Annotated in this window: 29 protein-coding genes and 1 pseudogene; 18 read left to right on the top strand and 12 right to left on the bottom strand. The window is 68.5% G+C overall.

The features are described from left to right. Nucleotides 1–2,079: a molybdopterin-containing oxidoreductase family protein gene (locus AC07X5_RS04330; RefSeq protein ID WP_494769152.1), complete on the bottom strand. Its 2,079-nt coding sequence runs from the start codon at nucleotides 2,077–2,079 to the stop codon at nucleotides 1–3. 132 nt (nucleotides 2,080–2,211) lie between these two features. On the opposite strand from AC07X5_RS04330, the pseudogene AC07X5_RS04335 reads away from it, so the two are divergent. Continuing rightward, nucleotides 2,212–2,506 (top strand): annotated as a pseudogene (locus AC07X5_RS04335) (ABC transporter substrate-binding protein); the annotation flags it as partial. A 128-nt stretch (nucleotides 2,507–2,634) separates the two neighbouring features. Here the strand turns inward: AC07X5_RS04335 and argE are convergent. Next, a complete protein-coding gene (gene argE, locus AC07X5_RS04340; RefSeq protein WP_494769153.1) occupies nucleotides 2,635–3,792 on the bottom strand; it encodes an acetylornithine deacetylase in 1,158 nt (385 codons plus the stop codon). A gap of 125 nt (nucleotides 3,793–3,917) precedes the next feature. On the opposite strand from argE, the gene AC07X5_RS04345 reads away from it, so the two are divergent. Next, nucleotides 3,918–5,123 carry a M20 aminoacylase family protein gene (locus tag AC07X5_RS04345; RefSeq protein ID WP_494769154.1) on the top strand — a complete coding sequence of 402 codons (1,206 nt, stop codon included), beginning with the start codon at nucleotides 3,918–3,920 and terminating at the stop codon, nucleotides 5,121–5,123. Nucleotides 5,124–5,223: 100 nt separating this feature from the next. Beyond that, nucleotides 5,224–6,321, top strand: coding sequence for a M14 family metallopeptidase (locus tag AC07X5_RS04350; RefSeq protein WP_494769155.1), 1,098 nt, complete (start codon nucleotides 5,224–5,226; stop codon nucleotides 6,319–6,321). Between the two features lie 3 nt (nucleotides 6,322–6,324). Here AC07X5_RS04350 and AC07X5_RS04355 read toward each other — a convergent pair whose 3' ends face one another. Beyond that, complete coding sequence (locus AC07X5_RS04355; RefSeq protein WP_494769156.1) at nucleotides 6,325–6,792, bottom strand: nuclear transport factor 2 family protein; 468 nt, start codon at nucleotides 6,790–6,792, stop codon at nucleotides 6,325–6,327. Nucleotides 6,793–6,890: 98 nt separating this feature from the next. Here AC07X5_RS04355 and AC07X5_RS04360 point away from each other — a divergent pair, with 98 nt between their 5' ends. Beyond that, a complete protein-coding gene (locus AC07X5_RS04360) occupies nucleotides 6,891–7,469 on the top strand; it encodes a TetR/AcrR family transcriptional regulator (protein WP_494769157.1) in 579 nt (192 codons plus the stop codon). 6 nt (nucleotides 7,470–7,475) lie between these two features. Here the strand turns inward: AC07X5_RS04360 and AC07X5_RS04365 are convergent, their stop codons facing one another. Together AC07X5_RS04365 and AC07X5_RS04370 are read right to left on the bottom strand one after the other, a co-directional pair. Next, nucleotides 7,476–8,036 (bottom strand): DUF922 domain-containing Zn-dependent protease, encoded by a 561-nt coding sequence (locus tag AC07X5_RS04365; RefSeq protein WP_494769158.1) that lies wholly within the window; start codon nucleotides 8,034–8,036, stop codon nucleotides 7,476–7,478. A gap of 4 nt (nucleotides 8,037–8,040) precedes the next feature. Next, nucleotides 8,041–9,696: a wax ester/triacylglycerol synthase family O-acyltransferase gene (locus tag AC07X5_RS04370; protein WP_494769159.1), complete on the bottom strand. Its 1,656-nt coding sequence runs from the start codon at nucleotides 9,694–9,696 to the stop codon at nucleotides 8,041–8,043. A gap of 151 nt (nucleotides 9,697–9,847) precedes the next feature. On the opposite strand from AC07X5_RS04370, the gene AC07X5_RS04375 reads away from it, so the two are divergent. From AC07X5_RS04375 to ocd, 3 genes are all read left to right on the top strand, one after another. Further along, on the top strand, nucleotides 9,848–10,102 hold the full coding sequence (locus AC07X5_RS04375; RefSeq protein ID WP_179682334.1) for an acyl-CoA-binding protein: 255 nt from the start codon (nucleotides 9,848–9,850) through the stop codon (nucleotides 10,100–10,102). Nucleotides 10,103–10,216: 114 nt separating this feature from the next. Then, nucleotides 10,217–10,948, top strand: a complete 732-nt coding sequence (locus AC07X5_RS04380; protein ID WP_494769160.1) for an IclR family transcriptional regulator — start codon at nucleotides 10,217–10,219, stop codon at nucleotides 10,946–10,948. A 215-nt stretch (nucleotides 10,949–11,163) separates the two neighbouring features. After that, on the top strand, nucleotides 11,164–12,246 hold the full coding sequence (ocd, locus tag AC07X5_RS04385) for an ornithine cyclodeaminase (protein WP_494769161.1): 1,083 nt from the start codon (nucleotides 11,164–11,166) through the stop codon (nucleotides 12,244–12,246). 2 nt (nucleotides 12,247–12,248) lie between these two features. Here the strand turns inward: ocd and AC07X5_RS04390 are convergent, their stop codons facing one another. Genes AC07X5_RS04390 through AC07X5_RS04405 form a run of 4 tightly spaced genes read right to left on the bottom strand, consistent with a single transcriptional unit; the run spans nucleotide 12,249 to nucleotide 14,683 of the window. After that, the gene (locus AC07X5_RS04390; RefSeq protein ID WP_494769162.1) at nucleotides 12,249–12,497 is read right to left on the bottom strand and encodes a hypothetical protein; all 249 of its coding nucleotides are present in this window, start codon (nucleotides 12,495–12,497) and stop codon (nucleotides 12,249–12,251) included. A 2-nt stretch (nucleotides 12,498–12,499) separates the two neighbouring features. After that, nucleotides 12,500–13,177: a nitroreductase gene (locus tag AC07X5_RS04395; protein WP_494769163.1), complete on the bottom strand. Its 678-nt coding sequence runs from the start codon at nucleotides 13,175–13,177 to the stop codon at nucleotides 12,500–12,502. Nucleotides 13,178–13,185: 8 nt separating this feature from the next. Continuing rightward, nucleotides 13,186–13,575 carry a polyhydroxyalkanoic acid system family protein gene (locus AC07X5_RS04400; RefSeq protein ID WP_494769164.1) on the bottom strand — a complete coding sequence of 130 codons (390 nt, stop codon included), beginning with the start codon at nucleotides 13,573–13,575 and terminating at the stop codon, nucleotides 13,186–13,188. Next, nucleotides 13,568–14,683, bottom strand: a complete 1,116-nt coding sequence (locus AC07X5_RS04405; RefSeq protein WP_494769165.1) for an aminopeptidase — start codon at nucleotides 14,681–14,683, stop codon at nucleotides 13,568–13,570. Before AC07X5_RS04405 ends, AC07X5_RS04400 begins: the two co-directional genes overlap by 8 nt. Nucleotides 14,684–14,774: 91 nt before the next feature. Between AC07X5_RS04405 and AC07X5_RS04410 the strand changes: the two genes are divergently transcribed. Then, nucleotides 14,775–15,431, top strand: a complete 657-nt coding sequence (locus tag AC07X5_RS04410; protein ID WP_494769166.1) for a DNA-3-methyladenine glycosylase I — start codon at nucleotides 14,775–14,777, stop codon at nucleotides 15,429–15,431. Here AC07X5_RS04410 and phnN read toward each other — a convergent pair. From phnN to phnF, 3 genes are read right to left on the bottom strand one after another with little or no spacing between them, the layout of a single operon-like run. Beyond that, a complete protein-coding gene (gene phnN / locus AC07X5_RS04415; protein WP_494769167.1) occupies nucleotides 15,428–16,000 on the bottom strand; it encodes a phosphonate metabolism protein/1,5-bisphosphokinase (PRPP-forming) PhnN in 573 nt (190 codons plus the stop codon). The genes AC07X5_RS04410 and phnN overlap by 4 nt on opposite strands. Then, nucleotides 15,997–16,725, bottom strand: coding sequence for a DUF1045 domain-containing protein (locus AC07X5_RS04420; RefSeq protein ID WP_494769168.1), 729 nt, complete (start codon nucleotides 16,723–16,725; stop codon nucleotides 15,997–15,999). Before AC07X5_RS04420 ends, phnN begins: the two co-directional genes overlap by 4 nt. Then, complete coding sequence (phnF, locus tag AC07X5_RS04425; RefSeq protein WP_409960318.1) at nucleotides 16,715–17,479, bottom strand: phosphonate metabolism transcriptional regulator PhnF; 765 nt, start codon at nucleotides 17,477–17,479, stop codon at nucleotides 16,715–16,717. Before phnF ends, AC07X5_RS04420 begins: the two co-directional genes overlap by 11 nt. A 75-nt stretch (nucleotides 17,480–17,554) precedes the next feature. Between phnF and phnG the strand changes: the two genes are divergently transcribed. The 10 genes from phnG to phnD all read left to right on the top strand — a co-directional run bounded on the left by phnG (nucleotide 17,555) and on the right by phnD (nucleotide 25,895). Then, the gene (phnG, locus tag AC07X5_RS04430; RefSeq protein ID WP_494769169.1) at nucleotides 17,555–18,067 is read left to right on the top strand and encodes a phosphonate C-P lyase system protein PhnG; all 513 of its coding nucleotides are present in this window, start codon (nucleotides 17,555–17,557) and stop codon (nucleotides 18,065–18,067) included. Then, a complete protein-coding gene (phnH, locus tag AC07X5_RS04435) occupies nucleotides 18,064–18,702 on the top strand; it encodes a phosphonate C-P lyase system protein PhnH (protein WP_494769170.1) in 639 nt (212 codons plus the stop codon). The genes phnG and phnH overlap by 4 nt, the downstream gene beginning before the upstream one ends. A gap of 4 nt (nucleotides 18,703–18,706) precedes the next feature. Further along, on the top strand, nucleotides 18,707–19,807 hold the full coding sequence (locus tag AC07X5_RS04440; RefSeq protein ID WP_494769171.1) for a carbon-phosphorus lyase complex subunit: 1,101 nt from the start codon (nucleotides 18,707–18,709) through the stop codon (nucleotides 19,805–19,807). After that, nucleotides 19,804–20,718 carry an alpha-D-ribose 1-methylphosphonate 5-phosphate C-P-lyase PhnJ gene (locus AC07X5_RS04445; protein ID WP_494769172.1) on the top strand — a complete coding sequence of 305 codons (915 nt, stop codon included), beginning with the start codon at nucleotides 19,804–19,806 and terminating at the stop codon, nucleotides 20,716–20,718. The genes AC07X5_RS04440 and AC07X5_RS04445 overlap by 4 nt, the downstream gene beginning before the upstream one ends. Beyond that, complete coding sequence (locus AC07X5_RS04450; RefSeq protein ID WP_494769173.1) at nucleotides 20,715–21,173, top strand: GNAT family N-acetyltransferase; 459 nt, start codon at nucleotides 20,715–20,717, stop codon at nucleotides 21,171–21,173. The genes AC07X5_RS04445 and AC07X5_RS04450 overlap by 4 nt, the downstream gene beginning before the upstream one ends. A 5-nt stretch (nucleotides 21,174–21,178) precedes the next feature. Then, nucleotides 21,179–21,970: a phosphonate C-P lyase system protein PhnK gene (phnK, locus tag AC07X5_RS04455; protein ID WP_494769174.1), complete on the top strand. Its 792-nt coding sequence runs from the start codon at nucleotides 21,179–21,181 to the stop codon at nucleotides 21,968–21,970. After that, nucleotides 21,967–22,698 carry a phosphonate C-P lyase system protein PhnL gene (gene phnL / locus AC07X5_RS04460; protein WP_494769175.1) on the top strand — a complete coding sequence of 244 codons (732 nt, stop codon included), beginning with the start codon at nucleotides 21,967–21,969 and terminating at the stop codon, nucleotides 22,696–22,698. The genes phnK and phnL overlap by 4 nt, the downstream gene beginning before the upstream one ends. A gap of 61 nt (nucleotides 22,699–22,759) precedes the next feature. After that, nucleotides 22,760–23,917 carry an alpha-D-ribose 1-methylphosphonate 5-triphosphate diphosphatase gene (locus AC07X5_RS04465; RefSeq protein ID WP_494769176.1) on the top strand — a complete coding sequence of 386 codons (1,158 nt, stop codon included), beginning with the start codon at nucleotides 22,760–22,762 and terminating at the stop codon, nucleotides 23,915–23,917. 106 nt (nucleotides 23,918–24,023) lie between these two features. Further along, complete coding sequence (gene phnC, locus AC07X5_RS04470) at nucleotides 24,024–24,878, top strand: phosphonate ABC transporter ATP-binding protein (protein WP_494769177.1); 855 nt, start codon at nucleotides 24,024–24,026, stop codon at nucleotides 24,876–24,878. A gap of 69 nt (nucleotides 24,879–24,947) precedes the next feature. Then, nucleotides 24,948–25,895, top strand: coding sequence for a phosphonate ABC transporter substrate-binding protein (gene phnD, locus AC07X5_RS04475; RefSeq protein WP_409960309.1), 948 nt, complete (start codon nucleotides 24,948–24,950; stop codon nucleotides 25,893–25,895). Nucleotides 25,896–25,906 lie beyond the last annotated feature (11 nt).

Below are 25,906 nucleotides of genomic sequence, written 5' to 3' on the forward strand. Positions count from 1 at the left end.
TCAGGCCGTTTCGTTCACCGCCTCCACCTCCACCAGGCAGTCGTAGAAGGTGGGGGCGCGCCCCAGGTCGGTCAGGGCCTGGCTGGTAATCTCGTTGACGTTGGTGCCATCGAGCCCCAGCTTGCGCCACCAGATGCCCATGCCGTTGACCACGCCGGGCCGGGCGCGGCGCGACACGCTGGCGTGGCAGCGGTAGCTGCCCCGGGCATTGAACACGCGCACGATGCTGTCGTTGGCAATGCCGCGTGCCTCGGCGTCGTCGGGGTGGATCTCCAAGAGCGGCCGGCCTTCGATGTCGCGCAGAGTCTTCACGTTGACGAAGGTGGAATTGAGGAAGTTGCGCGCCGGCGGCGAGATCATCGCCAGCGGGTAGGCGGCCGAGCTGCCCTGCAGCTCGTAGTTGGGCAGGTGGTCGGGCAGACCATCGAGCCCCTGGGCGGCCAGGCGTGCGCTGTAGAACTCGCACTTGCCCGAAGGGGAGGGGAACTGCCCCTCGGCGAACGGCGCATCGGGCATGGCCAGCGTGGCAAAGCCCTGCGATTCGAGCAGTGCGAAGTCCACCGCATCGCCGAAGGCCTGGCGGCACAGGGTAGCGTCGTCGTCGGTAAAGCACGGGTCGGTGTAGCCCATGTGCAAGGCTAGGTCGCGGAAGATCTGCGCGTTGGAGCGCGCCTCGCCCAGCGGCGCGATGGCGGGCCTGTTGAGCACCACGTCGGTGTGGCCGTAGGACAGGTGCACATCCCAGTGCTCGAGCTGCGTGGTGGCGGGCAGCACGTAGTCGGCATAGTCGGCCGTGTCGGTGCGGAAGTGCTCCAGCACCACGGTGAACAGATCATCGCGCGCAAAGCCCTGCACCACCTTGCCCGAGTCGGGCGCCACCGCCACGGGATTGCTGTTGTAGACCACCACGGCCTGCACCTGGGGCCCGAAGCCGGGCGAGGCCGGGCGCAGCAGGTCGTCGCCGATGGTGGACATGTTGATGGTGCGCGGCTGGCGCCCCGCCAGCAGGTCGGGGCGCTGCAGCACGGCGCGCTGCACCGGGTACTGGCCGGAACTGGACAGCAGCATGCCGCCCGCACGGTGGCGCCAGGCGCCCGTGAGCGCGGGCAGGCAGGTGACGGCGCGCACGGCATTGCCCCCGCCACGCACACGCTGCATGCCGTAGTTCAGGCGGATCGCGGCGGGCTTCGTGGTGCCGTAGTCCCTGGCCAGCTGGCGGATCTGCTCCACCGGGATGCCGCAGACCTCGGCCGCGCGCTCGGGCGGCCATTGCAGGGCGCGCTCGCGCAGGCCGTCCCAGCCCAGGGTGTGGCGCGCGATGTAGTCGTGGTCCAGCCAGTCGTGGGCGATCAGCTCGTGCATCAGCGCCAGGGCCAGCGCCGCGTCGGTGCCGGGGCGCAGGGCGATGTGCTCGTGGCACTTGTCGGCCGTCTCGGTCTTGCGCGGGTCGATGCAGACCAGTTTGGCGCCGTTGCGCTTGGCCTGCTGGGCGTAGCGCCAGAAGTGCAGGTTGCTGCCGATGGAGTTGCTGCCCCAGATCAGGATGAGCTGCGCCTCGGCGAAGAACTCCACCTTCATGCCCACCTTGCCGCCCAGGGTCTGCACCAGGGCCTCCGCACCGGCCGAGGCGCAGATGGTGCGGTCCAGCAGCGAGGCGCCCAGGCGGTGGAAGAAGCGCCGGTCCATGCTCTCGCCCTGCACCATGCCCATGGTGCCAGCGTAGCTGTAGGGCAGGATGGCCTCGGGGTCGTGCGCGGCGATGGTGGAAAGGCGCTGCGCGATGTCGGCCAGGGCCTCGTCCCAACCAACGGGCGTGAATTGCCCGCTGCCCTTGGGGCCTGTGCGCTTGAGCGGGGTGAGCACACGCTCCTGGTGGTAGCTGCGCTCGGTGTAGCGCGAGACCTTGGCGCACAGCACGCCGTCGGTGTGGGAGTGCTCCGGATTGCCCTGCACCCGGGTGGCCACGCCATCGACCACGGTGGTGAGCAGCGCACAGGTGTCGGGGCAGTCGTGGGGGCAGGCGCCGCGCACGGAAATGGGCGCGGATTCGGTAGGGGCGGGCGCTTCGATCATGGGCATTTTTCGGGGCTGGTCGCTAAGCTGGCTGCAGGGCTGGGTGGGGGCGCGCTTGTGGCACGCATGTCCAGAAGAATGATTCGCTCGGCTTGCGGCGATTCACGGGGGTCCACACCCCAGGAACGGGATTTCACCATGAACAAGGTACCAATAGGGCGCAGGCAGTTTTCAGTAGGATGTGGGGGCGGCGGCCCTGGGCGGCTTCCAACTGGCCCGGGCGCAGGGCGAGGGCGCATCGTGCTGGGCCAGTCGGCCGCACTCACCGGCCCGACCGCGCAGCTCGGCATCCAGTTCCAGCAGGCGCCGAGCTGTTCTTCGACCAGCTCAATGCCCAGTGGAGATCCGCACGCTGGACGATGGCTACCAACCTGAGCGCTGTGCCGAGAACACCCGAAAGCTCCTGGCCGACGACGTGTTCGCGCTGTTCGGCCCTCGCGCCAGATCACGCGCGAATTCCTGGACGCCATCAGGAAGGGGGGCGACAAGGTGCAGGCCAACTACTCCAGCCTGGAGGGCTACCTGGCCGGCGACGGCCGGGTGAGGACCTGAACGTCCCTCTCAGCCGAAGGCCTTGGTGCGCGCCAGGCCTTGCATGAAGGCCTCGCAGCGGCCCAACTGTTCCAGGCTCACATACTCGTCGGGCTGGTGCGCCTGCTGGATGCTGCCCGGGCCGCACACCACGGTGGGGATGCCGGCGTTCTTGAACAGGCCGGCCTCGGTGCCGAAGGCCACCAGGGTGGTGCCCTGCTCGCCGCTCAGTTCCTGCGCCAGGCGGGTCACGGCGTCGTCCTTGCTGCCCAGAAAGCTCGGGATCTCGCAGATGGTCTCGAAACTGAAGCCGGTCTGCGGCGCCACCTTCTGCATGGCCGGCTCCAGCGAGCGCGCATAGGCCAGCACCTCGGCCTGCATCTGCGCCGCGTTGGCCGTGGGCAGATCGCGGAATTCGTAGCGGAACTCGGCGTCGCGCGGCACCACGTTGTCGGCAATGCCGCCGTGGAACTGGCCCACGCTGGCGGTGGAAAACGGCACGTCGAAGCCCTCGAAGCGCGGCTCGTCGCGCTCGAAGCCCTCGGCCATGTCGCGCACCCGGCCCACCACGCGCGCTGCCATCTCGATGGCGTTCACCGAATGCGGGGTGAGCGAAGAATGCGCTTCCTTGCCGCGCACGCAGCACTTGTAGCGGTACACGCCCTTGTGCGCGATGGCCGGCACCATGCCCGTGGGTTCGCCCACGATGCAGGCCAGCGGGCGGATGCTGGCATCGCGCAGGTCGGCGATCAGCTCCTTCACGCCGAAGCAGCCCACTTCCTCGTCATAGCTGAAAGCCAGGTGCACGGCAAAGGGGGTGTCGCTGTTCAGGAATTGCTCGGCATGGGATACCGCGATGCCGATGAAGGCCTTCATGTCCGCGCTGCCACGGCCGTACAGGCAGCCGTCCTTGACGAGAGCGCTCAAGGGGTCCATCGTCCAATCCTGGCCATCCCACGGCACGGTGTCGGTGTGGCCCGAGAGGATGATGCCACTGGCCTTGCCTTCGCCCAGCGTGGCGAACAGGTTGGCCTTGGTCTTGTCGGCGTTGTAGGTCAGGCGGCTCGTGACGCCCAGCTTGGCCAGGTGGTCGCGGATGAAGTGGATCAGCTCCAGGTTGGAGTTATGGCTCACGGTGTTCATGCGCACCAGGGTTTGCGCCAGTTCAAGGGCTTGCGGTGAAATCATGGAAAAGGTACTCACTCGTGTGGAGATGACGCTGGAGGGCTGGCACGCACGTTGCTCCCGGAATAACCCGGACTGACACATGGACCACTCTCGGACTAGACTGTCAGATCGTAAGGACACATATCATGAACGTTATTGACTCCATCGTCACCCAGGCGGCCAGTATTGCAGCGGTGCGCCGGGACATTCACGCCCACCCCGAGCTGTGCTTCGAAGAGGTGCGCACGGCCGACGTGGTGGCGGCCAAGCTCACGGAATGGGGCATTCCCATCCACCGCGGCCTGGGCACCACGGGCGTGGTGGGCATCGTCAAGGGGCGCGATGGCGGTGCCAACGGCCGCGGCATCGGCCTGCGCGCCGACATCGACGCCCTGCCCATGCAGGAGTTCAACACCTTCGCCCATGCCAGCAAGCACGCCGGCAAGATGCACGCCTGCGGGCACGATGGCCACACGGCCATGCTGCTTGCTGCGGCGCAGCATTTCGCCAAGCACCGCAATTTCGACGGCACCGTGTACCTGATCTTCCAGCCCGCGGAAGAGGGCGGTGGCGGCGCGCGCGAGATGATCAAGGACGGCCTGTTCGAGCAGTTCCCCATGGAGGCCGTGTACGGCATGCACAACTGGCCGGGCATGCCCGTGGGCCAGTTCGCGGTGAGCCCGGGCCCCGTGATGGCGTCGAGCAACGAGTTCAAGATCACCATCCGCGGCAAGGGCAGCCATGCGGCGCTGCCGCACAACGGCATCGACCCGGTGCCGATCGCCTGCCAGATGGTGCAGGCCTTCCAGACCATCATCAGCCGCAACAAGAAGCCCGTGGACGCGGGCGTGATCTCGGTGACCATGGTGCACGCAGGCGAGGCCACCAACGTGGTGCCCGACAGCTGCGAGCTGCAGGGCACGGTGCGCACTTTCTCCATCGAGGTGCTGGACATGATCGAAAAGCGCATGCAGCAGGTGGCCGAGCACACCTGCGCCGCGCACGATGCCACCTGCGAGTTCCACTTTCACCGCAACTACCCGCCCACCGTGAATTCGCCGGCCGAGGCCGACTTTGCGCGCAAGGTGATGGCCGGCATCGTGGGTGAGGCCAACGTGCTGGTGCAGGAGCCCACCATGGGCGCCGAGGACTTCGCCTTCATGCTGCAGGCCAAGCCCGGTGCCTACTGCTTCATCGCCAACGGCGACGGCGCGCACCGCGAGATGGGCCACGGCGGCGGCCCCTGCACGCTGCACAACCCGAGCTACGACTTCAATGACGACCTGATCCCGCTGGGCGCGACCTACTGGGTCAAGCTCGCCGAGGAGTGGCTGGCCCAGCCGGCCGCCTGAGGCCTCCTCCCCGGGGGCGCCGCTCGCCTCTGCCGGGCCCGCCGCTGCGTGGGCCCGCGTGCATTTCCCTGCCAACCCCACCCACGAAAGCAAGCCCCCCATGATCGGCATCGTCGACGCCTTTTCGCCCAGCTACGCCCAGGCCCGCAAGAAGTTTCTGGAGGGCGCTGCCGCAGCAGGCCTGCCCATCGAGTCGCATGCGCACCCGCTCAAGGGCCGCGATGGCGAGGATCTGGCCATGGATGTGGTGCGCGACGGCCCGGCCGATGCGAAGAAGCTGCTCATCGTGAGCAGCGCCTGCCATGGCGTGGAAGGCTACTGCGGCACGGGCGTGCAGGTGTTTGCGCTGCACGACCAGGAGTGGCGCGACAAGGCCCATGCGGCGGGTGTGGCCATGCTCTACATCCATGCGCTCAACCCCTACGGCTTCTCGCATGTGCGCCGCTTCACGCACGAGAACGTGGACCTGAACCGCAACTTCCAGGACTTTTCCAAGCCCCTGCCCGTGAACGAGGCCTATCGCGAGGTGCAGCCCCTGCTGCTGCCCGAGCAATGGCCGCCGGGCCCCGACAACCTGGCCGCCGTGCAGCAGTACATCGACACCAAGGGCGAAGCCGCATGGCAGGCCGCCATCTCGCGCGGCCAGCACGAGTTTCCGCAGGGCCTGTTCTTCGGCGGCACCGAGCCCACCTGGAGCAACCGCACGCTGCGCCAGGTGCTGCGCCAGCACGGCGCGAGTGCCTCGCAGATCGCCTGGATCGACCTGCACACCGGCCTGGGGCCGAATGGCCATGGCGAACGCATCTACGCCGGCAAGGACGATGCCGCCTCGGTGGCGCGCGCCCGCGCCTGGTGGGATGGCGGTGGCGCCACGCCGGTGACCTCGATCTACGACGGCTCCTCGACCTCGGCCTTCCTCACGGGGCTGATGTGGAACGCGGTCTACGACGAATGCCCGCACGCCGAGAGCACCGGCATTGCGATGGAGTACGGCACCGTGCCCGTGCTCGACGTGATGAACGCGATCCGCGCCGAGCAGTGGCTCAACCTGCACCCAGAGGCCCCGGCCGAGCAGGCCAAGCAGATCAAGGCGCAGATGATGGAAGCCTTCTACACCGATACCGACGCCTGGAAGGGCCAGATCGTGAGCCAGGCCCGCCAATCGATGTTCCAAGCGGTTGACGGCCTGAGCCGCTGATTTTTACAGACCCAACTCGGTCAGCCCCGGATGGTCATCCGGGCGCCGGCCCTGGGGCCAGTGGAACAGCCGGTCCGCCGCCTGGATCGGCTGGTCGTTGATGCTGGCGTGGCGCACGGCCATGAGCCCGGCGTCGTTGAATTCCCAGTTCTCGTTGCCGTGGCTGCGGTACCAGTTGCCGGCATCGTCGTGCCACTCGTAGGCGAAGCGCACGGCGATGCGGTGCGAGCTGAAGGCCCAGATCTCCTTGATGAGCCGGTAGTCGAGTTCGCGCGCCCATTTGCGTTCGAGCAACTGCTGCGCAGCCGCGCGGCCGAGCGGGAACTCGGCGCGGTTGCGCCAGCGCGTGTCTTCGGTGTAGGCCAGCACCACGCGGGCCGGGTCGCGGGAGTTCCAGCCGTCTTCGGCCAGGCGGACTTTCTGGATGGCGGTTTCGAGCGAAAAAGGGGGCAAGGGTGGGCGGGATTCCATGGGTAGCACCTCGGTATGGGCAGGTCGATAGGGTGTAGACAGATCTGTCTACGTCGTCATCATACACATATGTAGACAGACTTGTCTACAATGGCGCCATGCTGCTTGCTCCCATCACCGAAGTCCACGACCTGCCTGCGCGCGAGCGCCTGCTGCACACGGCACACCGGCTGTTCTACCGCGAGGGCATCCGCGCCACCGGCATCGACAAGGTGATCGCCGAATCGGGCGTGACCAAGGTGACCTTCTACCGGCACTTTCCGAGCAAGAACGACCTGGTCTGCGCCTACCTGGAGATGCGACACACGCTGTGGATGGCCTGGTTCGCCGATGCGTTGGCGCGCCATGGCAAGGCCGGCACCGGATTGGCCGCATTGGCCCCTGCGTTGGGCGAGTGGTTCACGCGTGAGGACTTCCGGGGCTGCGCCTTCATCAACAGCGTGAGCGAGCTGGGCGATACCGTGCCCGAGGTGAATGCCATCGCCCGCCGCCACAAGCAGGACATGGCGGACCTGCTGGCCACCACCCTGTTGCCGCCATCGCCTACGCAGGCGCAGGATGCGCAGGCGCTGGCCCTGGTGGTTGAGGGCGCCATCGTGCGGGTGCAGCTCGGTGAGCCCGTGCCCGCGGTGCTGGCCAGCGTGTCGCGCCTGCTGTCGGCATGGGGCGCCGCATAGCAGCCCTCAGTCCAGCCGCGCGCCTTGCGATGTGCCGTGGCCGGTGTCTCGGTCGTACTGCTGCTCGCGTTCCACATGCTCCTGCAGCAGCCGGCGGCCCAGCGCATCGGCCTGGCGCTCCAGCGTGGCGCAATCGGCGGCTGCCGGCAGGCGGGCAATGCCCTGGTCGATGGCCTGGGCCGCATCGCGTCCGACCTGCACATGGCCCTGCTCATGCTGCGACAGCGCGCGCAGGTAGCGGTCGAAGCTTGCTTGCTGCGGTGGTGTTGCGCCGCGCAATTCCGGCAGTTGCACCTCGGTGGTCAGGCGTGTGGTGACCTCCGTGATCCTGCAGCGGCCCGAGGCCTCGCGCCACCAGCGGTAGTTCCAGCGCACATTCCAGCGCGTGTAGCCGTGGAAGCGCCGGCCGTCCACCACGATGGGCGTGGCGGCCTGCAGCGCCTGGCGCAAAGTCTGTCCGGGCGCTACCTGAACGGGGTAAGGGCGTTGCGAATGCTCCTGGAGCACCGTGGCGCTGGCGGGGCCTTGCAGCAGTGCCAGTGCTGCCAGAGTGGCCAGCCAACGCACGAAGTCAGTCTCCCCAGGGCAGCATCAGCGTCAGGAGCGACAACTGGTCGAACTCGGGCGCGAAGGCGTCGATGATGCGCTGGGGCTCAGGGCACAGCGTGGTGTCGGTGATCACGCCGAACTGCACGCCACCGCCATAGCTCAGGATCGAGACCCCGAGACCGATGTCGCCCGACTGCGGCACCCAGAACATGCACTGCGTGACGCGCGAGCCGCACAAGGTGAGCTGCTCCTTGGGGCCGGGCACATTGGTCATCACGGCCGTGGTCTTGCGGCCGAACAGGTTGAGCAGCGCATCCTGCGCGGGCTTGATCATCAGGCCGGCCACGGCCAGCATGGCGAAGGCCAGGATGGGCTGGGTGCTGCCCTTGAGCGCCGCCATGCGCCGGCGCACCTCGTACACGCGCTCCACCGGGTTGGCCACGCCGATGGGCAGCACCAGCGGCACCAGGCCGAAGCGGTTGCCCAGCTTCCAGGCCTCTTCCATGGGGCGCAGGTTCACCGGGATCATGGCGCGGATCTCCTGGCCCGTGGGGTCGTCGCCCTGGCTGCGCAGGTAGCCGCCGATGGCGCCGGCCACGCAGGACAGCAGCACGTCGTTGATCGAGCAGTTGAGCGCCTTGCCGATGGCCTTGACCTCCTCCAGCGGAATCGGCGGGCACCAGGCCACGCGCTTGGCCTGGCCGGGCTGGCCCTTCAGGCGCGTGGGCGAATCGTCGGGCATCAGCGCCAGGGCGGCCGCGTCACTCACCATCTGGTAGGCCACGCGCGCCATGTCCATGGTGCCGGCCAGGCCGTGCTGCATGGCCTTTTCGGGATCGCCCAGCACCTTGAGCGAGCGCGCCGCGCCATCGCCCGCCAAGTCCAGTGCCTTCACCGTGAGGCCGGTGAAGGGCTTGATCAGCGCGTCGGCGATCCAGTCCTCGGCAGTGGCGGCAGCCTCGCGCTCCTTGCGGCTGCGCTTGGGCGGCTCGGCGCCGCCGTCCACGATGGACATGGTGACGGATATCAGCGCAATGCCGTCGGCAATGCAGTGGTGGATGCGCACGATGAGCGCGCTGCCCAGCTGGCCATCGTCGCCCCTGAAGTTCTCGACCAGGTGCATCTGCCACAGCGGGCGGCGCGGGTCCAGCGGCTCCATGGCGAGCTCACCCACCCGGTCCTGCAGGGCGCGCTGCATGCTCTGGCCGGGCTCCTGCGGCAGGGTCTCGCGCAGCACGTGGGCGGCGATGTCGAAATGGCGGTCCTCCACCCAAGTGGCACCGGCCGCATCCTCCACCACGCGCTGGCGAAAGCGCGGGTACTGCAGCAGGCGCTGCTGCACGCGCTCGCACAGCGCTTCCCAGGTGATGCCGGGGGCCAGCGTCCACACGCCGTTGATCATCATCAGGTTGCTGTCCGAGTCCATGCGCAGCCAGGCCGTGTCGACCTTGCTCATGCGCTCGCCGGACAGGCCCAGCATGCCGGTGGCCGCGCGGCGCACGTTCTTCTGCACCGCCCCGGCGGCCTTGCGCGCGGCGGGCGGCAGGGCCTGGGCACTGCGGCGGGCCGCGGCTGCCGTGGTGTCCCGGGCCTTGCGGGCGACCTGGGATGCGGTGTTCAGCGGGTTGGTGATGCCCTCGGGGCGGGTGGCGTCAGGAGCTGCAATGCGGGTCACCATCGGATGTACACCTGTTGTGGTCGTTTTGGGGGCTTGCCTCTATGGATCGCGGGGCCTCTCATCCCGTCGAACCCGTAAGATACAACGGCGCAAAGAATTGCCGACACCGTTCTTTCCCTCCCCTATTTTTCGATATCCAAGGAGCATCCCCATGGCCGACCTGAACGCCGCCTTCGAAGCCGCCAAAGCCAATTCCGAGAACCTGAGCGAGCGCCCCAACAACGCCACGCTGCTCAAGATCTACGCGCTGTACAAGCAAGCCACCGTGGGCGACAACACCGAGAAGAAGCCCAGCTTTTCCGACATGGTGGGCCGTGCCAAGTGGGATGCCTGGAATGCCTTGAAGGGCACCGAGTCCGATGCCGCCAAGCAGCAGTACATCGACCTGATCACCGAACTCAGCTGAAGCCCTCGCAGGCTTTCGCACCCCCAGGCGGCTTCGGCCGCCTTTTTTCATGGACGTGGTGGTGGGCAGGTGTTCCAATGAACGGAACTCCATTCTCTTGCGCAATCCACTGCCATGCCCCGCAAAGCCGTTTCCGAATCCGTCGCCGATGCCGATGCCGCCCCGGGCGGCGCGGCTGCCGTGGACCGCGCCCTGAGCCTGGTGGCGGCCTTTCGCCAGGGCGACGGCCCCCTGGCCCTGACCGAGCTGGCCACGCGCACGCGGCTGTACAAGAGCACGGCGCTGCGCCTGTTGGCCTCGCTGGAGCATGCGCGCTGGGTGCAGCGGCTCGACGATGGCCGCTATGCCATCGGCCCCGAGGTTGCGAGGCTGCATGCGCTGTATGCCGCCTCGTTCTCGCTGGACCGGGTGGTGCTGCCCGTGCTGCGGGAGTTGGTGGCCGCCACCGGCGAGAGCGCGGCCTACCATGTGCGCCAGGGCGACGCGCGGCTGTGCCAGTTCCGCGTGGATTCGCCGCACCCGATCCGCGACCACATCCGTGCGGGCGACCTGCTGCCGCTGGACCGGGGCACGGGCGGGCGGGTGCTGGTGGCTTTCGATGCAGCGCTCTCCAACTCGCTCGGGCGGCATGACCGGGCGCTGTACGCGCGCATCCGCGCCGACGGCTACCTGGCCAGCGTGGGCGACCGGCTCAGCGAAGTGGCCGGCATCTCGGCGCCCGTGTTCGCGGCAGATGGCTCGGTGGCCGCTGCAGTCACGCTGACCATGCCGGCCCACCGCTACGACGAGCGCTATGTGAAGAGCGTGCTCGAAGCCGCGCGCAGCCTGGGTGGGCAGGTCGGGTGACGCCAGCGTCCCATCACCGGTAGGTCGTCAGGTGGATGCAGGGCGATGAGGGAGCGGTCCGGGCAGGTCCATGGCACGTCCCTCCAGCTTTTTGGCAAAAGGGTAAGTCAGACCTGCCATTGTGGCAAAAAAGCCTGCAAATCGGCACATTTTTGCCGATTCACATTGCCTCTCGCCCGCCAGACACTGGATGCCACCGAACCGGAGACAACACCATGCGAGCCGAAACCACCCTCCCACACGCCGATGCATCCACCCTGTACCTGAGCGCCCCCGAAGCGGTGGAATTGGTGCGCCGCAAGGGCCTGGCGGCCTGCCTGTCCGGCATCGCGGACTGCATCACCAAAGACTTCCTGCGCTGGGAGCAATTCGACAAATCTGCCCGGGTGGCCAGCTATTCGCAAGACGGCGTCATCGAGCTCATGCCCATCGCGGATGACGCGACCTACAGCTTCAAGTACGTCAACGGCCACCCCAGGAACACGCGCCTGGGCCTGTCCACCGTGATGGCCTTCGGCGTGCTGGCCGATACGGCCACGGGCACGCCGCAGCTGCTCAGCGAGCTGACGCTGACCACGGCCATGCGCACCGCCGCCATGTCGGCCGTGGCGGCCAGAGCGCTGGCGCGGCAGGACAGCAGGGTGATGGCGCTGATCGGCAACGGCGCGCAGAGCGAGTTCCAGGCCCTGGCCTTCCAGCACCTGGTGGGCATCACCGAGGTGCGGCTGTACGACACCGACCCTGCCGCCACCGCCAAGCTGCGGGCCAATCTGCAGTCTTCGGGTCTGTTGGTGACCGTCTGCGCCAGCACGGTCGAGGCGGTGCGCGGTGCCGACATCGTCACCACCATCACCGCCGACAAGGCGCGTGCCACGATCATCACCGCCGACATGGTCGAGCCCGGCATGCACATCAATGCCGTGGGTGGCGACTGCCCCGGCAAGACCGAGCTGCAGGCCGAGGTGCTCACGCGCGGCCGGGTGTTCGTGGAATACGCGCCCCAGACCCGCATCGAAGGCGAAATCCAGCAGATGCCGGCCAACTTCGCCGTGACCGAGCTGTGCCAGGTGCTGGCCGGCCGCCAGCCAGGCCGCCGCAGCGATGACGAGGTAACGGTGTTCGACTCCGTGGGTTTTGCACTGGAAGACTTCTCGGCCCTGCGCTTCATGCGCGATGCCGCGCTGGAGCTGGGCGTGGGCGAACGCATCCAGCTGATTCCGGAGCTGGCCGATCCCAAGGATTTGTTCGGTACGCTGCGGCAGGGCATTGCGCCCGCACGGCTCCAGGCGGTGGCCTGATCTCAGGCCGTGGCCAGGTCGGTAGTCGCGATCAACAAACTATTGGGCTCGGGGTTGTGGCAGGCCAGTCCCGGCACCGCCACGTCGTTGTCAAAGCGCACGAGCACCCGGCCCTGCGCGTTGGCGGGGCTGAGCACGGTGCCCGTGCTGCCGATCAGGCGCCAGTAGCCGTCCGAGGGATTGCCGTCCGGCGGGCCCTCGGCGGTGCCGTTGAAGTGCTGCAGCACCACGCGGGTGCCGGGTGCATGCATGCTCAATCGCGCCAGACCACGCTGCTGGCCGGATCGGCGCGCGTGGTGCGGAACTGGTTGGCAGGGTGCGCCGGGTCGGCCAGGCCAAAGGAAATGCCGCAGACGATGGTGCGGTCCGCTCCGATGCCCAGCACCTCGCGCAGCACGCCGGGGTAGGAGGCCAGCGCCGCCTGCGGCACCGAGGCCACGCCCAGGCTGTGCGCGGCCAGCAGGAAATTGCCCACATAGGCACCGCAGTCCACCGCGCCATAGACGCCCAGGGCCTCGTCGCTGCTCACGATGGCCACATGGGGCGCGCCGAACATGCTGAAGTTCTCGGCCGCCTGGCGCGCCGATGCGGCGCGGTCGCCCTTGGCAATGCCCAATGCCTCGTACAGGCCGTAGCCGCACTCGCGCCGGCGCTCCTGGTACACGCCGCGGTACTCGCGCGGCCAGGGCAGGTCGGGTGCGGGCGGCGTGCTGACGATGGCCTGCTGGAAGGCGGAGCGCAGCCGGGCCAGCGGCTCGCCGCTGGCGATGTGCACCTGCCAGGGCTGGGCATTGCACCATGAGGCCGTGCGCTGCGCCGTGGCGAGGATCTGCTCGATGGTGGTGCGCGGCAGGGCTTCGGGCAGGAAGGAGCGACAGCTGTAGCGCGTGTGCAGCAGCGCGCAGAGGGTGTCGTGCGCAGGCGTGGTCATGGCCGCGCTCAGGCCTTCCTGGCTTTTGCCGGCGCCTTGGCTGCTGCCTTGGCGGGCGCCGCTTCGGTGGCCTTCTTTTTGGCCGCAGTCTTCTTGGCGACAGGCGCGGGTGCTTTCAACAAGACGTCGAGCTGTTCCCCGATCTCGGCTTCGATGCGGTCCTTGAAGGCGCCGAAGAGAAAGCCGAGCTGCGCATTCATCTCGAAGCGCTTCGCATCGACGAGCAGGGTGCCCTTGACCCCGGATCGGGTGAAGTGCAGCGTGTCCTCGGTGTCGCCCTCTTCGTAGATGCATTCCATGTCGAACTTCTCCTCGGCCTTTTCGGCCCAGGAGAAGGCGACCTTGCGGGCTTCCTTGAAGCCCAGGTGGTGTTCGCGGTGGATGTGGATGTCAGGCACCAGGGGTCTCCTCTTTGGGTAGCAGGGCGCGCAGCACCTCGTGGCGCTGCGCCTGCGGCTGTTCGCTCAGCGCGCGTACCGCATCATAAAACCGGTGAAAGTCCCGGCCCTCGCGCTCGAAGAGCGTCTCGAAGGCGGGCACGAACTCGTTGTAGGCCGCCTGGGCACCGAAGCTCGCGTTGTTCGCGCCGGCCACCCAGCGGTCGTAGCCTGCGGTCTGCGCTGGCGTGGCCTGCCAACGCTCGCGCAGGGCGGCATAGTTGGCTCGGAAGGCCTGCATGGCCTCGGCTTTCTGCGCCTGCCGGGCGGCGGCATCGTCCTGTGCATAGATGGCGGCCAGGCGCTCGCGCGTGGCCTGGGCCAGGGCGCGAAAGTCGCGCCGGCGCGCCTCGCTGGCCGCGAAGGCGGTGCTGGCCTGGGGCGTGGCTTGCTGGGCCAGCCAGCGCGCGCTGCCCAGCCGCTCCACCGCCGTGGCAAAGGATTCGTTGAACAGCGTGTCGCCCTTGGCGTAGACGACCTGGTGCGCCAGTTCATGGAACAAGAGGCGCACGAACTCGCCTTCGGGCCAGCCGATGAAGGTGTTGAGCAGCGGGTCGCCGCCGGCCCAGTTCATGTAGCCCAGCGTGGAGTAGGCGGGCACGCCATAGACCTCGACCTCCAGGCCTTGCTGTGCGAGCTGTTCGGCTTCGGCCTTGGCATCGGCCTCGTCGAAGTAGCCGCGGTAGCCGATGCAGCCCGTGACCGGAAAGCACCAGGTGTGCAAGGTCAGCGAGTAGGGCGGCGCGGCCACCACGTTCCACACGGCGGCCGTGCGCTTGAGGTCTGCGTAGCGGCGATAGCTCGGGTTGTCGGGCAGGCCCAGCTCGGTGACGGCAAAGGCACGGGCGCGCTGGGCCAGTTGCAGGCGCTCGCGCAGCGGCACGGAGATGTCGCCGCGTGCGATCCAGTCCTCCAGCGGCTCGGCCGCACCCATCAGCTGCACATGACCTCGCACCGATTGCCAGTAGTAGCCCAGGGTGCTGCCGGCGCAGCCGGACAGCAGCAGGCTGGCCCCGGCGAGGAGCAGCGTGCCAAGGGGGCGGAATCGGAAAGGCTGGGCAGTGGGCATATTGGTTGACCAGTGTAGACACATGGCGTTCACTGCGGGGTCGGGAGGGCTTGTCAGGAGCATGGCGTGGCAGGTTTCTAGAATGGCTGCCATGACCGATGCCACTGCTGCCAGCCCCGCAATCCCCGATGGCCTGTTCGCCGATGAAGCCGGCTGCCCGCGCTGCACCTGGTGCCAGGCCACGCCGCTGTACCGCCACTACCATGACACGGAATGGGGCTTTCCCGTGGCGGACGACCGGCGCCTGTTCGAGAAGCTGTGCCTGGAGGGCTTCCAGTCGGGCCTGAGCTGGCTCACCATTTTGAACAAGCGCGAGGGTTTCCGGGCCGCGTTCGCGCAGTTCGATGCCGAGCAGGTGGCCCGCTTCACCGACAAGGACGTGGAGCGCCTGGTGCAGGACGCGGCCATCGTGCGCCACCGGGGCAAGATCGCCTCCACCATCAACAACGCCCAGCGCGTGCTGGAACTGCGCAAGGAGTTCGGCTCGCTCGCGCACTACGCCTGGCGCTACGAGCCACCGGCCGGCGAGCGGCCCGAGCGCATCACCCGCGAGGTGGCGCGCACCTTCATCACCTCGCCGGGGTCGGTGGCCATGTCCAAGGACCTCAAGAAGCGCGGCTGGAGTTTTGTGGGCCCGACCACGGTCTATGCCTTCATGCAGGCCATGGGCCTGGTCAACGACCACTTGGAGGGTTGCCACGCGCGCGAGAAGGCGCTCACGGCGCGGGCGGACTTCACCGTTCCCTAACCCGGCCAGCCGGGCAGACGTTCCAGGGCCTGCAGCAACTGCTGGCCCGCCGCATCCAGGCTGGTGTCGTTGCGCACCTCGATACCGGCCGTGCCCGGCGGCGCGAGAAAGCGCAGCGCGCGCTGCACACGCTGCTCGACCTCGTCGCTGCTTTCCCTGCCCCGCGCCTGCAGGCGCTGGCGCAGCACCTCGGGGCTGGCCGTGATGTGCACGGCCACCAGGGCAGGGTAGCGCACCAGCGCCTTGGGCAGGTAGGCACGCGAGCCGTTCACCAGCAGCCAGCGGCCCTGGTCCAGCGGTGCCAGCTCGCTGTGGCGTACGCCATAGGCCAGGCCATTGGCCTCCCAGTGCAGAGCAAATGCTCCGGCAGCGCGCAGTGCGGCATGGCCATCGGGTGTCGTGCTCTCGTGGGCTTCTCCGCCGGATGCTGCAGGGCGGCTGATGGTGCGCCGCACCCACTGCACGGGCAGTTCCGCCGGCAGGTGCTGGCGCAGCCAGTCGAGCAGGCTGTCCTTGCCCGCACCCGAGGGGCCCATGAAATACAGCAGCCGGCCGGATGTGCCGCTCATGCGCCCAGCTCCACGTGGTCCAGCAGCACGAAGTCGGCGCCCGGCGTGGGCTCGGAAAAGAGGGCCAGGCTGTTGAAACGCAGCGGCGGCAGGTCGGCGAAGAACTGGTCCGCAGCATCCTGCACCAGCTCCACCACCGTGCCGTCCGCATCCGACAGCGAGCCGGTCAGCGACATGTGGAAGCGGAATTCCTCGAACACGAAGGGATAGCCCCACTGCTGCAGCAGTTCGTCCTGGCGGGGCGAGAGTCCTGCGGCACGGCGGCGCGCCAGATCAGGTTCCGACAGCGGTGCGGCCAGGGGATGCAATTGGGTCACACAAGCAGCCGCGGCCGCCTGGATCTCGGCGTTGGCCGGGTTCGAGGCTGCGGGCACCAGGGCCAGGAAATCGCCGATGCGCTCCACCACCATGGGCGGCATGGCAAAGGGCCGCAAGCCCTGCGCGAGGGTCTGCACGGCGTGGTGCAGCGTGAGCCAGTCCACCCCGGACGCCAGCGCAAACGGGGCCTTGAGCGTGGCATGCCAGCCATAGCGGCGCGGTGCCGCGGTCAGGCGCTCCAGCTCGGCCCTGGCCACGCCGTGGATGTCCAACTGCGGCAGGGGCTGCAATTGGGCGGCGCAGCGGCCCAGCCAGTGGCTGCCGGCGAGCCAGGCCAGGGTGCCGGGGTGGGGGGCAAAGTAGACCGCGTAGCGGTGGGCGGTGGTGGGATTGGCGTTATTCGTCATGGGTGACCGTGAGTTTGACGCGATCGCCCGCGAACCAGGCGCGTGCCCATTCGATGGGCGTGCCTTCGAGGTCCACGTTCAGGCTCTCTACCAGCAGCACGGGCCGCGCCGCGGGCTGGCGCAGCTCGGCGGCCACGACGGCATCGGGCAGCTCGGCGGTGATGCGGCTTTCGCGCCGGGTGTAGTCGGCCACGCCGTGGGCGCTGAAGCCGGCTGTGATGGAGCCGGTCTCGCGCACCACGGCGGCCAGTCCCTCGAAGCGGGGCAGGGGGAAGTAGCGCTCGCTCACATGCAGCGGCTGGCCCTCGGCCTGCCCGATCACGCGCAGCTGCAGCAGTGGGCTGCGGGCCGGCACCTGCAGCGCCTTGGCCAGGGCCGCCGTGGCACGCACGCTCTGCTCCTGCAGCACCACCAGGCTGCCGCGCAGGCCGGCCTGGGCCAGGCCCTGCTGGTGGCGCACGCGCTTGCCCAGCGCCAGGTCCACCGCGAAATCTTCCACATAGGTGCCGCTGCCCTGGGTGATGCGCACCAGGCCCTGGTTGCACAGGCTGGCCAGCGAGCGGCGGATGGTGTGGCGGTTCACGCCGAACTGCTCGGCCAGCGCGTGCTCCGACGGCAGGCGCTGGCCGGGGGAGTAGATGCCGCTGCCGATGGCCTCAGCCAGTTCGGCCGCGATGCGGGTCCAGAAGCTGTCGCGGGCCGGGCGCGGGGCAGGGGACGAAGGCTCGGAAAAGGTCGTGGTGCTGGCTGTCATGAAACCTACATGCGCCCGGTCTAAGCTGGCGCCAGTTGTTCAATTTGTCTATACAACTTTAAGAGTACCACTTCCATGTTTCAAGCCTTTGACAACCCGGGCCCTGGAAGGCCGCTTGCACGGGCGCACTGGATGGCGCTCCTGGCGCGGGCGCCGGTCGGCATCCTGGAGTCCGCGCTGCAGGCCCATGCGGCGCTGCCCGCCCGCTGGCTGCGTGCTCCCGAAACCGGGCTGATGATGGTGCAGGGCCGCGCCGGCGGCACGGGCGAGCGCTTCAACCTGGGCGAGATCACGGTCACCCGCTGCGCGCTGCGCGTGCAGCCTTCGGAGGACGCCGATGCCACCGTGGGCGTGGCCTACGTGCTCGGGCGCTCGCACCGCCAGGTGCAACTGGCCGCCCTGGCCGACGCGCTGCTGCAGGACCCGGCGCTCCAGGCCGCGCTCGATGCCAGCCTGCTCGACCCCATCCGCCGCCACCTGGTCCAGGCGCAGTCCGAGCGCCAGGCCCGCGCGGCCAGCACGCGGGTGGATTTCTTCACGGTGGCGCGCGAGAGCGGCGGCACCAACGGCGAGGAGGACCAGCAATGAGTGCCACCCCCACGAGCTCCCTGTCCACCTTGGGTGCGGGATTTTCCAGCGAGGCGCTGGGCAGCCAGGCTGTGTTCCGTTCGGTGCTGCAGGCGCTGTCGCAGCCGGGCAGCCCGGTGGCCATCGCGCACGATGCCGAGGTGCCCGCCACCGGCCATGCCGCATCGGCTGCGGTGTTGCTGGCCCTGCTCGACAGCGAATGCACGCTGTGGCTCTCGCCCACACTGGCGGCCAGCCAGGCCGGCACCTGGCTGCGCTTTCACACCGGTTGCGTGCTGGTGGATGTGCCCGCACAGGCGCGCTTTGCCTGGGTGGCCGGGGGGGACGGCATGCCCCTGCTGGAGAGCCTGCAGCGTGGCAGCGACGAGTACCCCGACCAGTCCGCCACCTGCGTGATCGACGTGTCCGTGCTGGCCCCGGCGGTCGAAGGGGCCGGCGCCTGGCGCCTTACGGGCCCCGGCATCCAGGTGGCGCAGCACCTGTGCGTGGCGGGGCTGCCGGAGGACTTCGAGCGCCAGTGGGCCGCGAACCATGGGGCCTTCCCGCGCGGGGTGGACCTGGTGCTGGCGACCGCCACGCACATCGCCGGCCTGCCGCGCACCACCCGCATCGATTCCCCCGCTGTGGAGGCTTGAAACCATGTACGTTGCCGTCAAGGGCGGGGAAACCGCCATCCTCAACAGCTACCGCCTGCTCGCGGAGCAGCGCCGGGGTGACACCGCACAGCCGGAGTTGTCCGTGGCGCAGATACGCGAACAACTCAAGCTCGCGGTGGACCGCGTCATGACCGAAGGCTCGGTCTACGACCCTGAGCTTGCGGCCCTGGCCATCAAGCAGGCCGCAGGCGACCTGGTGGAAGCCATCTTTCTGCTGCGCGCCTACCGCGCCACGCTGCCGCGCCTGGGCACCACGCGCCCGCTGGACACGGCGCGCATGCAGCTTCACCGCCGCATCTCCGCCACCTTCAAGGACCTGCCCGGTGGCCAGGTGCTGGGGCCCACCTACGACTATACCCAGCGCCTGCTCGACTTCACGCTGATGGCGCAGGGTGACGCGCCGGTTGCCGGTGTAGCGGCGCCGCTGGCCGATCCACCGGCCGCCACCCCGCGCGTGGTGGACCTGCTCAACCAGGAGGGGCTGATCGAAACGCGCCCCGTGCCCGAGGGCGACCCGGCCCCCGCCGACCTCACGCGCGAGCCGCTGCGCTTTCCGGCCAACCGCGCCACGCGGCTGCAGAACCTGGCACGCGGCGACGAGGGCTTTCTGCTGGCCATGGCCTATTCCACGCAGCGCGGTTACGCGCACTCGCATCCTTTCGTGGGCGAGCTGCGCCTGGGCACGGTGGCCGTGGAAATCGTGCCCGAGGAGCTGGGCTTTGCCCTCTCCATCGGCGACATGGAGATCACCGAGTGCGAGATGGTCAACCAGTTCGCGGGCAGCAAGAGCGAGCCGCCGCAGTTCACGCGCGGCTACGGTCTGGCCTTCGGCCACAGCGAGCGCAAGGCCATGGCCATGGGCCTGGTGGACCGTGCCCTGCGTGCCGATGAATTGGGCGAGCCCGTGGAGTCGCCCGCGCAGATGCAGGAGTTCGTGCTCTCGCACAGCGACAGCCTCGAAGCCTCGGGCTTCGTGCAGCACCTGAAGCTGCCGCACTACGTGGACTTCCAGTCCGAGCTGGAACTGGTGCGCCGCATGCGTGCCGCGGCTGTGGACACCCTTGCGCCAGGAGACGACGCATGAACGCGCCCCACGAACCCTCTCTGATGGGCCTGCCCGCGGATGCCGCGCCCACCGACGGCCATTTCAACTTTGCGTACCTGGATGAGCGCACCAAGCGCATGATCCGCCGCGCCATCCTCAAGGCCGTGGCCATCCCCGGCTACCAGGTGCCCTTCGGCTCGCGCGAGATGCCGCTGCCCTACGGCTGGGGCACGGGCGGCATCCAGGTCACGGCGGCCATCATCGGGCCCGAAGACCGGCTCAAGGTCATCGACCAGGGCTCGGATGACACGGTCAACGCCGTCAACATCCGCCGCTTCTTCGAGCGCACCACGGGCGTGGCCACCACCACGCGCACGGCCGAGGCCACGCTGATCCAGACGCGCCACCGCATTCCCGAGACGCCGCTGGCCGAGGGCCAGGTGCTTGTCTACCAGGTGCCGGTGCCCGAGCCCATGCAGCGCCTGGAGCCGCGCGAGACCGAGACGCGCACCCTGCACGGCCTGGCCGAGTACGGGCTGATGCACGTCAAGCTGTACGAGGACATCGCGCGCTACGGCCACATCGCCACCACCTATGACTACCCGGTGCTGGTCAACCACCGCTACGTGATGGCGCCATCGCCGATCCCCAAGTTCGACAACCCCAAGATGCACATGAACCCCGCGCTGCAGCTCTTCGGCGCGGGCCGCGAAAAGCGCATCTATGCCGTGCCGCCCTACACGCCTGTGGAGAGCCTGGGCTTCGAGGACCACCCCTTCGAGGTACAGCGCTGGGACTGCCCCTGCGCGCTGTGCGGCGCCACGGACAGCTTCCTCGACGAAGTCATTACCGACGACCAGGGCACGCGCATGCATGTGTGCTCCGACTCCGACTACTGCCAGGAGCGGCAGGGCTCCGCGCAGGCCCTGGCGGCCGGGGAGGGCGCATGAGCGCGGTCTTCATGCGCGAAGCCACCGAGTCTGACCTCGATGAGGTGCTGGCGCTGTACCAGGGCGTCGAGGACAGTCACGAGCACGTGCTCACGCTCGACGAGGCCCGGACCATCCTGGCCCGGTTCCGCGACTACCCCAGTTACCGCCTGTGGGTGGCCTGCGAGAGCGCCGGGCCCGGTGCCGACGTGGTCGGCACCTACGCCCTGCTGGTCATGCACAACCTGGCGCACCGGGGCGCGCCCTCGGCCATCGTCGAGGACGTGGTGGTGGCCGCGGACCGCAAGGGCCAGGGCATTGGCCGCCAGATGATGGCCCATGCCGTGCAGCAGGCGCGCGAGGCCGGCTGCTACAAGCTCGCGCTCTCGTCCCACCGCAAGCGCACCGATGCGCATGCCTTCTACGAATCCCTGGGCTTTGCGCAGCATGGCCTGAGCTTCTCCATAGAACCCTGATCGATATGGACGCCACTCTTTCATCTCCTGCCCCTCTGCTCAGCGTGCGCGGCATCGGCAAGTGCTATGGCCAGCGCATGGCGCTGCAGGACGCCTCGTTCGATCTGTGGCCCGGCGAGGTGCTGGCCGTGGTCGGCGAGTCCGGCTCGGGCAAATCCACCCTGCTCAACGCCGTGGCGGCGCGCAGCCGGCCCGATGCGGGCAGCGTGCACTTCCAGGGGCGCGACGGCAGCATGCAGGATGTGCTGGCCATGAGCGAGGCACAGCAGCGCCTCTTGGCTCGCACCGACTGGGGCTTCGTGCACCAGAACTCGGCTGATGGCCTGCGCATGGACGTCTCGGCCGGGGCCAACGTGGGCGAACGCCTCATGGGCCTGGGCGAGCGCCACTACGGCCGCCTGCGCGCCACCGCCACCGAATGGCTGCAGCGCGTGGAGATCGATGCCAGCCGCATCGACGACGCGCCGCGCGCCTTCTCGGGCGGCATGCGCCAGCGCCTGCAGATCGCACGCAACCTGGTCACCCGGCCGCGCCTGGTGTTCATGGACGAGCCGACCTCGGGCCTCGACGTCTCGGTGCAGGCGCGCCTTCTGGACCTGCTGCGCCAGCTCACGCGGCAGATGCAGCTGGCGGCCATCGTCGTGACCCATGACCTGGCCGTGGCCCGCCTGCTGGCCCACCGCATGGTGGTGATGCAGCGCGGCCGCGTGGTCGAGTCGGGTCTGACCGACCAGGTGCTCGACGACCCCCAGCACCCCTACACCCAGCTCCTCGTTTCCTCGGTACTGCAACCATGATGACGAACACGCAACCACCCATCCTGGAACTCCAAGGCGTGGCCAAGCGCTTCACCCTGCACCACCAGAACGGCATCGAGCTGCCCGTGCTCGGCAACGTGGACCTCACGGTCGGCGCGGGCGAGTGCGTGGTGCTCGACGGCCCCTCGGGCATGGGCAAGAGCACGCTGCTGAAAATGATCTACGCCAACTACCGCGCCAACGCCGGCAGCATCACCGTGCAGCCCGCCAGCGGCCCGGCGCTGGACGTGACCCAGGCCAGTCCGCGCGCCCTGGTGCAGCTGCGCCGCGACACCATGGGCTACGTGAGCCAGTTCCTGCGCGTGATCCCCCGCGTGAGCGCGCTCGATGTGGTGGCCGAACCCCTGTCCGAAGACGCGGGAGACGATGAAGGCGCCCAGGAGGCCGCACGCGAAGCGGCGCGCCAGTGGCTCACGCGGCTGCGCATTCCCGAACGGCTGTGGCACCTGCCGCCGGCCACCTTCTCGGGCGGCGAGCAGCAGCGCATCAACATCGCGCGCAACATGATCAAGCCCAAGCCCCTCTTGCTGCTCGACGAGCCCACGGCTTCGCTCGACGCGGCCAACACCGACACCGTGATCGCCCTCATCCGCGAGGCCGTGGAGCGCGGCGCGGCGCTGGTCGGCATCTTCCACGATGCGCACGTGGGCGCCGCGGTGGCCACGCGCCGCGTGAACGTGGCGGACTTCCGCGGGGTGGCAGCATGAGTGCCGCGCCGGGCCGCCCCAAGCAAGCTCGCACCGCAGTGCGCAGCACGGAGGTTTTCCAATGAGCGCCACCGCCGTCTTCCACAACGCCCGCATGGTGCTGCCCGGCGAGGTGGTGCAGGGCTCGCTCTCGGTGCAGGGCGGGCGCATCGACGCCCTGGCCTCGGGCGGCACGGCCGCGCTGCAGGGCATCGATCTGGGCGGCGACTACCTGCTGCCCGGGCTGGTGGAGGTGCACACCGACAACTTCGAGCGCCACCTGATGCCGCGCCCCAAGGTGCAATGGGCTGCGATGCCCGCACTGCTGGCCCACGACGCCGAGATCGCCGCCGCCGGCATCACCACGGTGCTGGACGCTCTGGGCGTGGGCGAAGCGGACGCGGAGAGCCTGCGCGGCAGCGCGTGGAACCAGGTGCTCGACACCATCGACACCTGCACCCAACGCCATCTGCTGCGTGCCGACCACCATCTGCACGTGCGCTGCGAGCTGCCGGCGCCCAACACCATCGACCTGTTCGGCCCCTTCCACGGGCACCCGCGCCTGTCGCTGATCTCGCTGATGGACCACACCCCCGGCCAGCGCCAGTGGGAGAACCTGGAGCAGGCGCGCACCTACTACACCGGCAAGAAGGGCTGGAGCAGCGAGAAGTTCGAGCGCCAGGTGCAGCATGCCGCCACGCTGCAGGCGCAGTACGCCGAGCCGCACCGCGCCTACTTCGTGGACTACTGCCGCACCCATGGCATCGCGCTGGCCAGCCACGACGACACCACGGTGGCGCATGTGGAGCAGGCCCATGCAGAAGGCGCGGGCATGTCGGAGTTCCCGACCACGCTGGCCGCAGCCCAGGCGGCGCATGAGCGCGGCCTGCTGACCGTGATGGGCGGGCCCAATGTGGTGCGCGGCGGCTCGCATTCGGGCAATGTCGCAGCGTCCGAGCTGGCGCGCCAGGGGTTGCTGGACATCCTCTCGTCCGACTATGTGCCCGGCAGCCTGCTGAGCGCGGTGATGCGCCTGGTGCACGACGGCATCCTCACGTTGCCCGAGGCGGTGGCCACCGTCACGCGCAACCCGGCGCGCGCCTCGGGAATGGCGGACCGCGGCGAGCTGGCGCCGGGGCTGCGTGCCGACCTGATCCAGGTGCACATGGTGGAGCTGCCGGGCGGCGCCCAGCAGGCCGTGGTGCGCGGTGTCTGGCGCGAGGGGCAGCGCGTGCTCTGAACGCCGCTACCTCGGCGCTGATTGACATTCAAATTTCCCGCAACTGTCAAAGCACTGTCACGGCGCGCTTTCACACTGCATTTGTATAGACGACTTGGAGTTCTCCATGCCCATTGCCCTGCGCATCCAGCAGCTGAACAAGCACTTTGCCAACGGCAAGCACGCGCTGCGCGACATCGACCTGAAGGTGCAGACCGGCGAGATGGTGGCCTTGATCGGTGCCTCGGGCTCGGGCAAGTCCACGCTGCTGCGCCACGTGGCCGGCCTGGTGGTGGCCGATGGCGACAGCCAGTCGCTGATCGAGGTCGAAGGCCAGTGCGTGCAACAGGGCGGGCGCATCCACCGCGACATCCGCAAGGTGCGCGCCCAGGTGGGCTTCGTGTTCCAGCAGTTCAACCTGGTCGACCGCCTGCCCGTGATGATGAACGTGCTGGTGGGCATGCTGCACCGCATGCCCAAATGGCGCGGCTGGCTGCGCGTGTTCCGCCCGCACGAGCGTGCCCTGGCCCTGGAGGCACTGGCCCGGGTGGGCATTGCCGACTGCCACGCGCAGCGCGCTTCCACGCTTTCGGGCGGGCAGCAGCAGCGCGCCGCGATCGCGCGCACCCTGGTGCAGGGCGCCAAGGTGGTGCTGGCCGACGAGCCCATCGCCTCGCTCGATCCCGAATCCTCGCGCAAGGTCATGGACATCCTGGCGCGCATCAACCGCGAGGATGGCAGCACCGTCATCGTCTCGCTGCACCAGGTGGACGTGGCCATCAAGTACTGCCCGCGCGTCATCGCCCTGCACCAGGGCCGCGTGGTGTATGACGGCCCCTCGGCGGCCCTTACGCCGGCGCTGCTGCGCGAGCTGTATGGGGTGCAGGCCGACGAGATCCTGGGTGCCAGCCTGCCGCAGGCCCCCGCACCAGTGCAGCAGTCCGCCAACGGCTGGGTGCAGCCCCTGGCCCAGGCTGCCTGAAGCTTCCCCCGATTTCTCTCCGCGGTTTCCGCGTTCCTTCCGACCATTCTCTCTTTCACTGGAGCTTCCATGTTCAAGAAACTGTGCGCAGCCCTGGCCATCGGCCTGGGCATGACGACGGGCGCTCTCGCCCAGGACATCAACTTCGGCATGATCTCGACCGAGGCCACGCAGAACCTCAAGGCCGACTGGCAACCCCTGCTGGACGACATGGCCAAGCAGACAGGCTTCAAGATCAACGCCTTCTTCGCATCCGACTATGCCGGCCTGATCGAAGCCATGCGCTTCAACAAGATGCAGGTGGCCTGGCTGGGCAACAAGTCGGCCATGGAAGCCGTGGACCGCGCCAACGGCGAAGTGTTCGCGCAGATGGTCAACGCCGACGGCACCCAGGGCTACTACTCGCACCTGATCGTGCACAAGGACAGCCCGCTGGCCACCTTGGACGACGTGCTCAAGAACGGCAAGTCGCTGAGCCTGGGCAACGGCGACCCCAATTCCACCTCGGGCTTCCTCGTGCCGGGCTACTACGCCTTCGCCCAGAACAAGGTCGACGCCAAGACCCATTTCAAGGTGGTGCGCAGCGCCAACCACGAGACCAATGCCCTGGCCGTGGCCAACAAGCAGGTGGACGTGGCCACCAACAACAGCGAGAACCTGGAGAAGTTCAAGGAGCGCCAGCCCGAGAAGTTCAAGGACCTGAAGATCGTCTGGACCTCGCCGCTGATCCCGCTGGACCCCCTGGTGATGCGCAAGGACCTGCCCGAGGCGCAGAAGACCAAGATCAAGGATTTCTTCTTCAACTACGCCAAGACCGACGCGCGTGAGAAGGAAATCGTCATGAAGATCTCCAAGCTCTCGGGCTTCAAGCCATCGACCAACGCGCAGCTCATGCCCATCCGCCAGCTCGACCTGTTCGGCAAGCGCAACAAGATCGAAGGCGACACCACGCTGGCCGACGCCGACAAGAAGACCCGCCTGGCCGAGATCGACCAGCAGCTGGCTTCGCTGAAGTAAGCAACGCAGCC

This window comes from Acidovorax sp. GW458-11-26-14-TSB4, assembly GCF_059423865.1.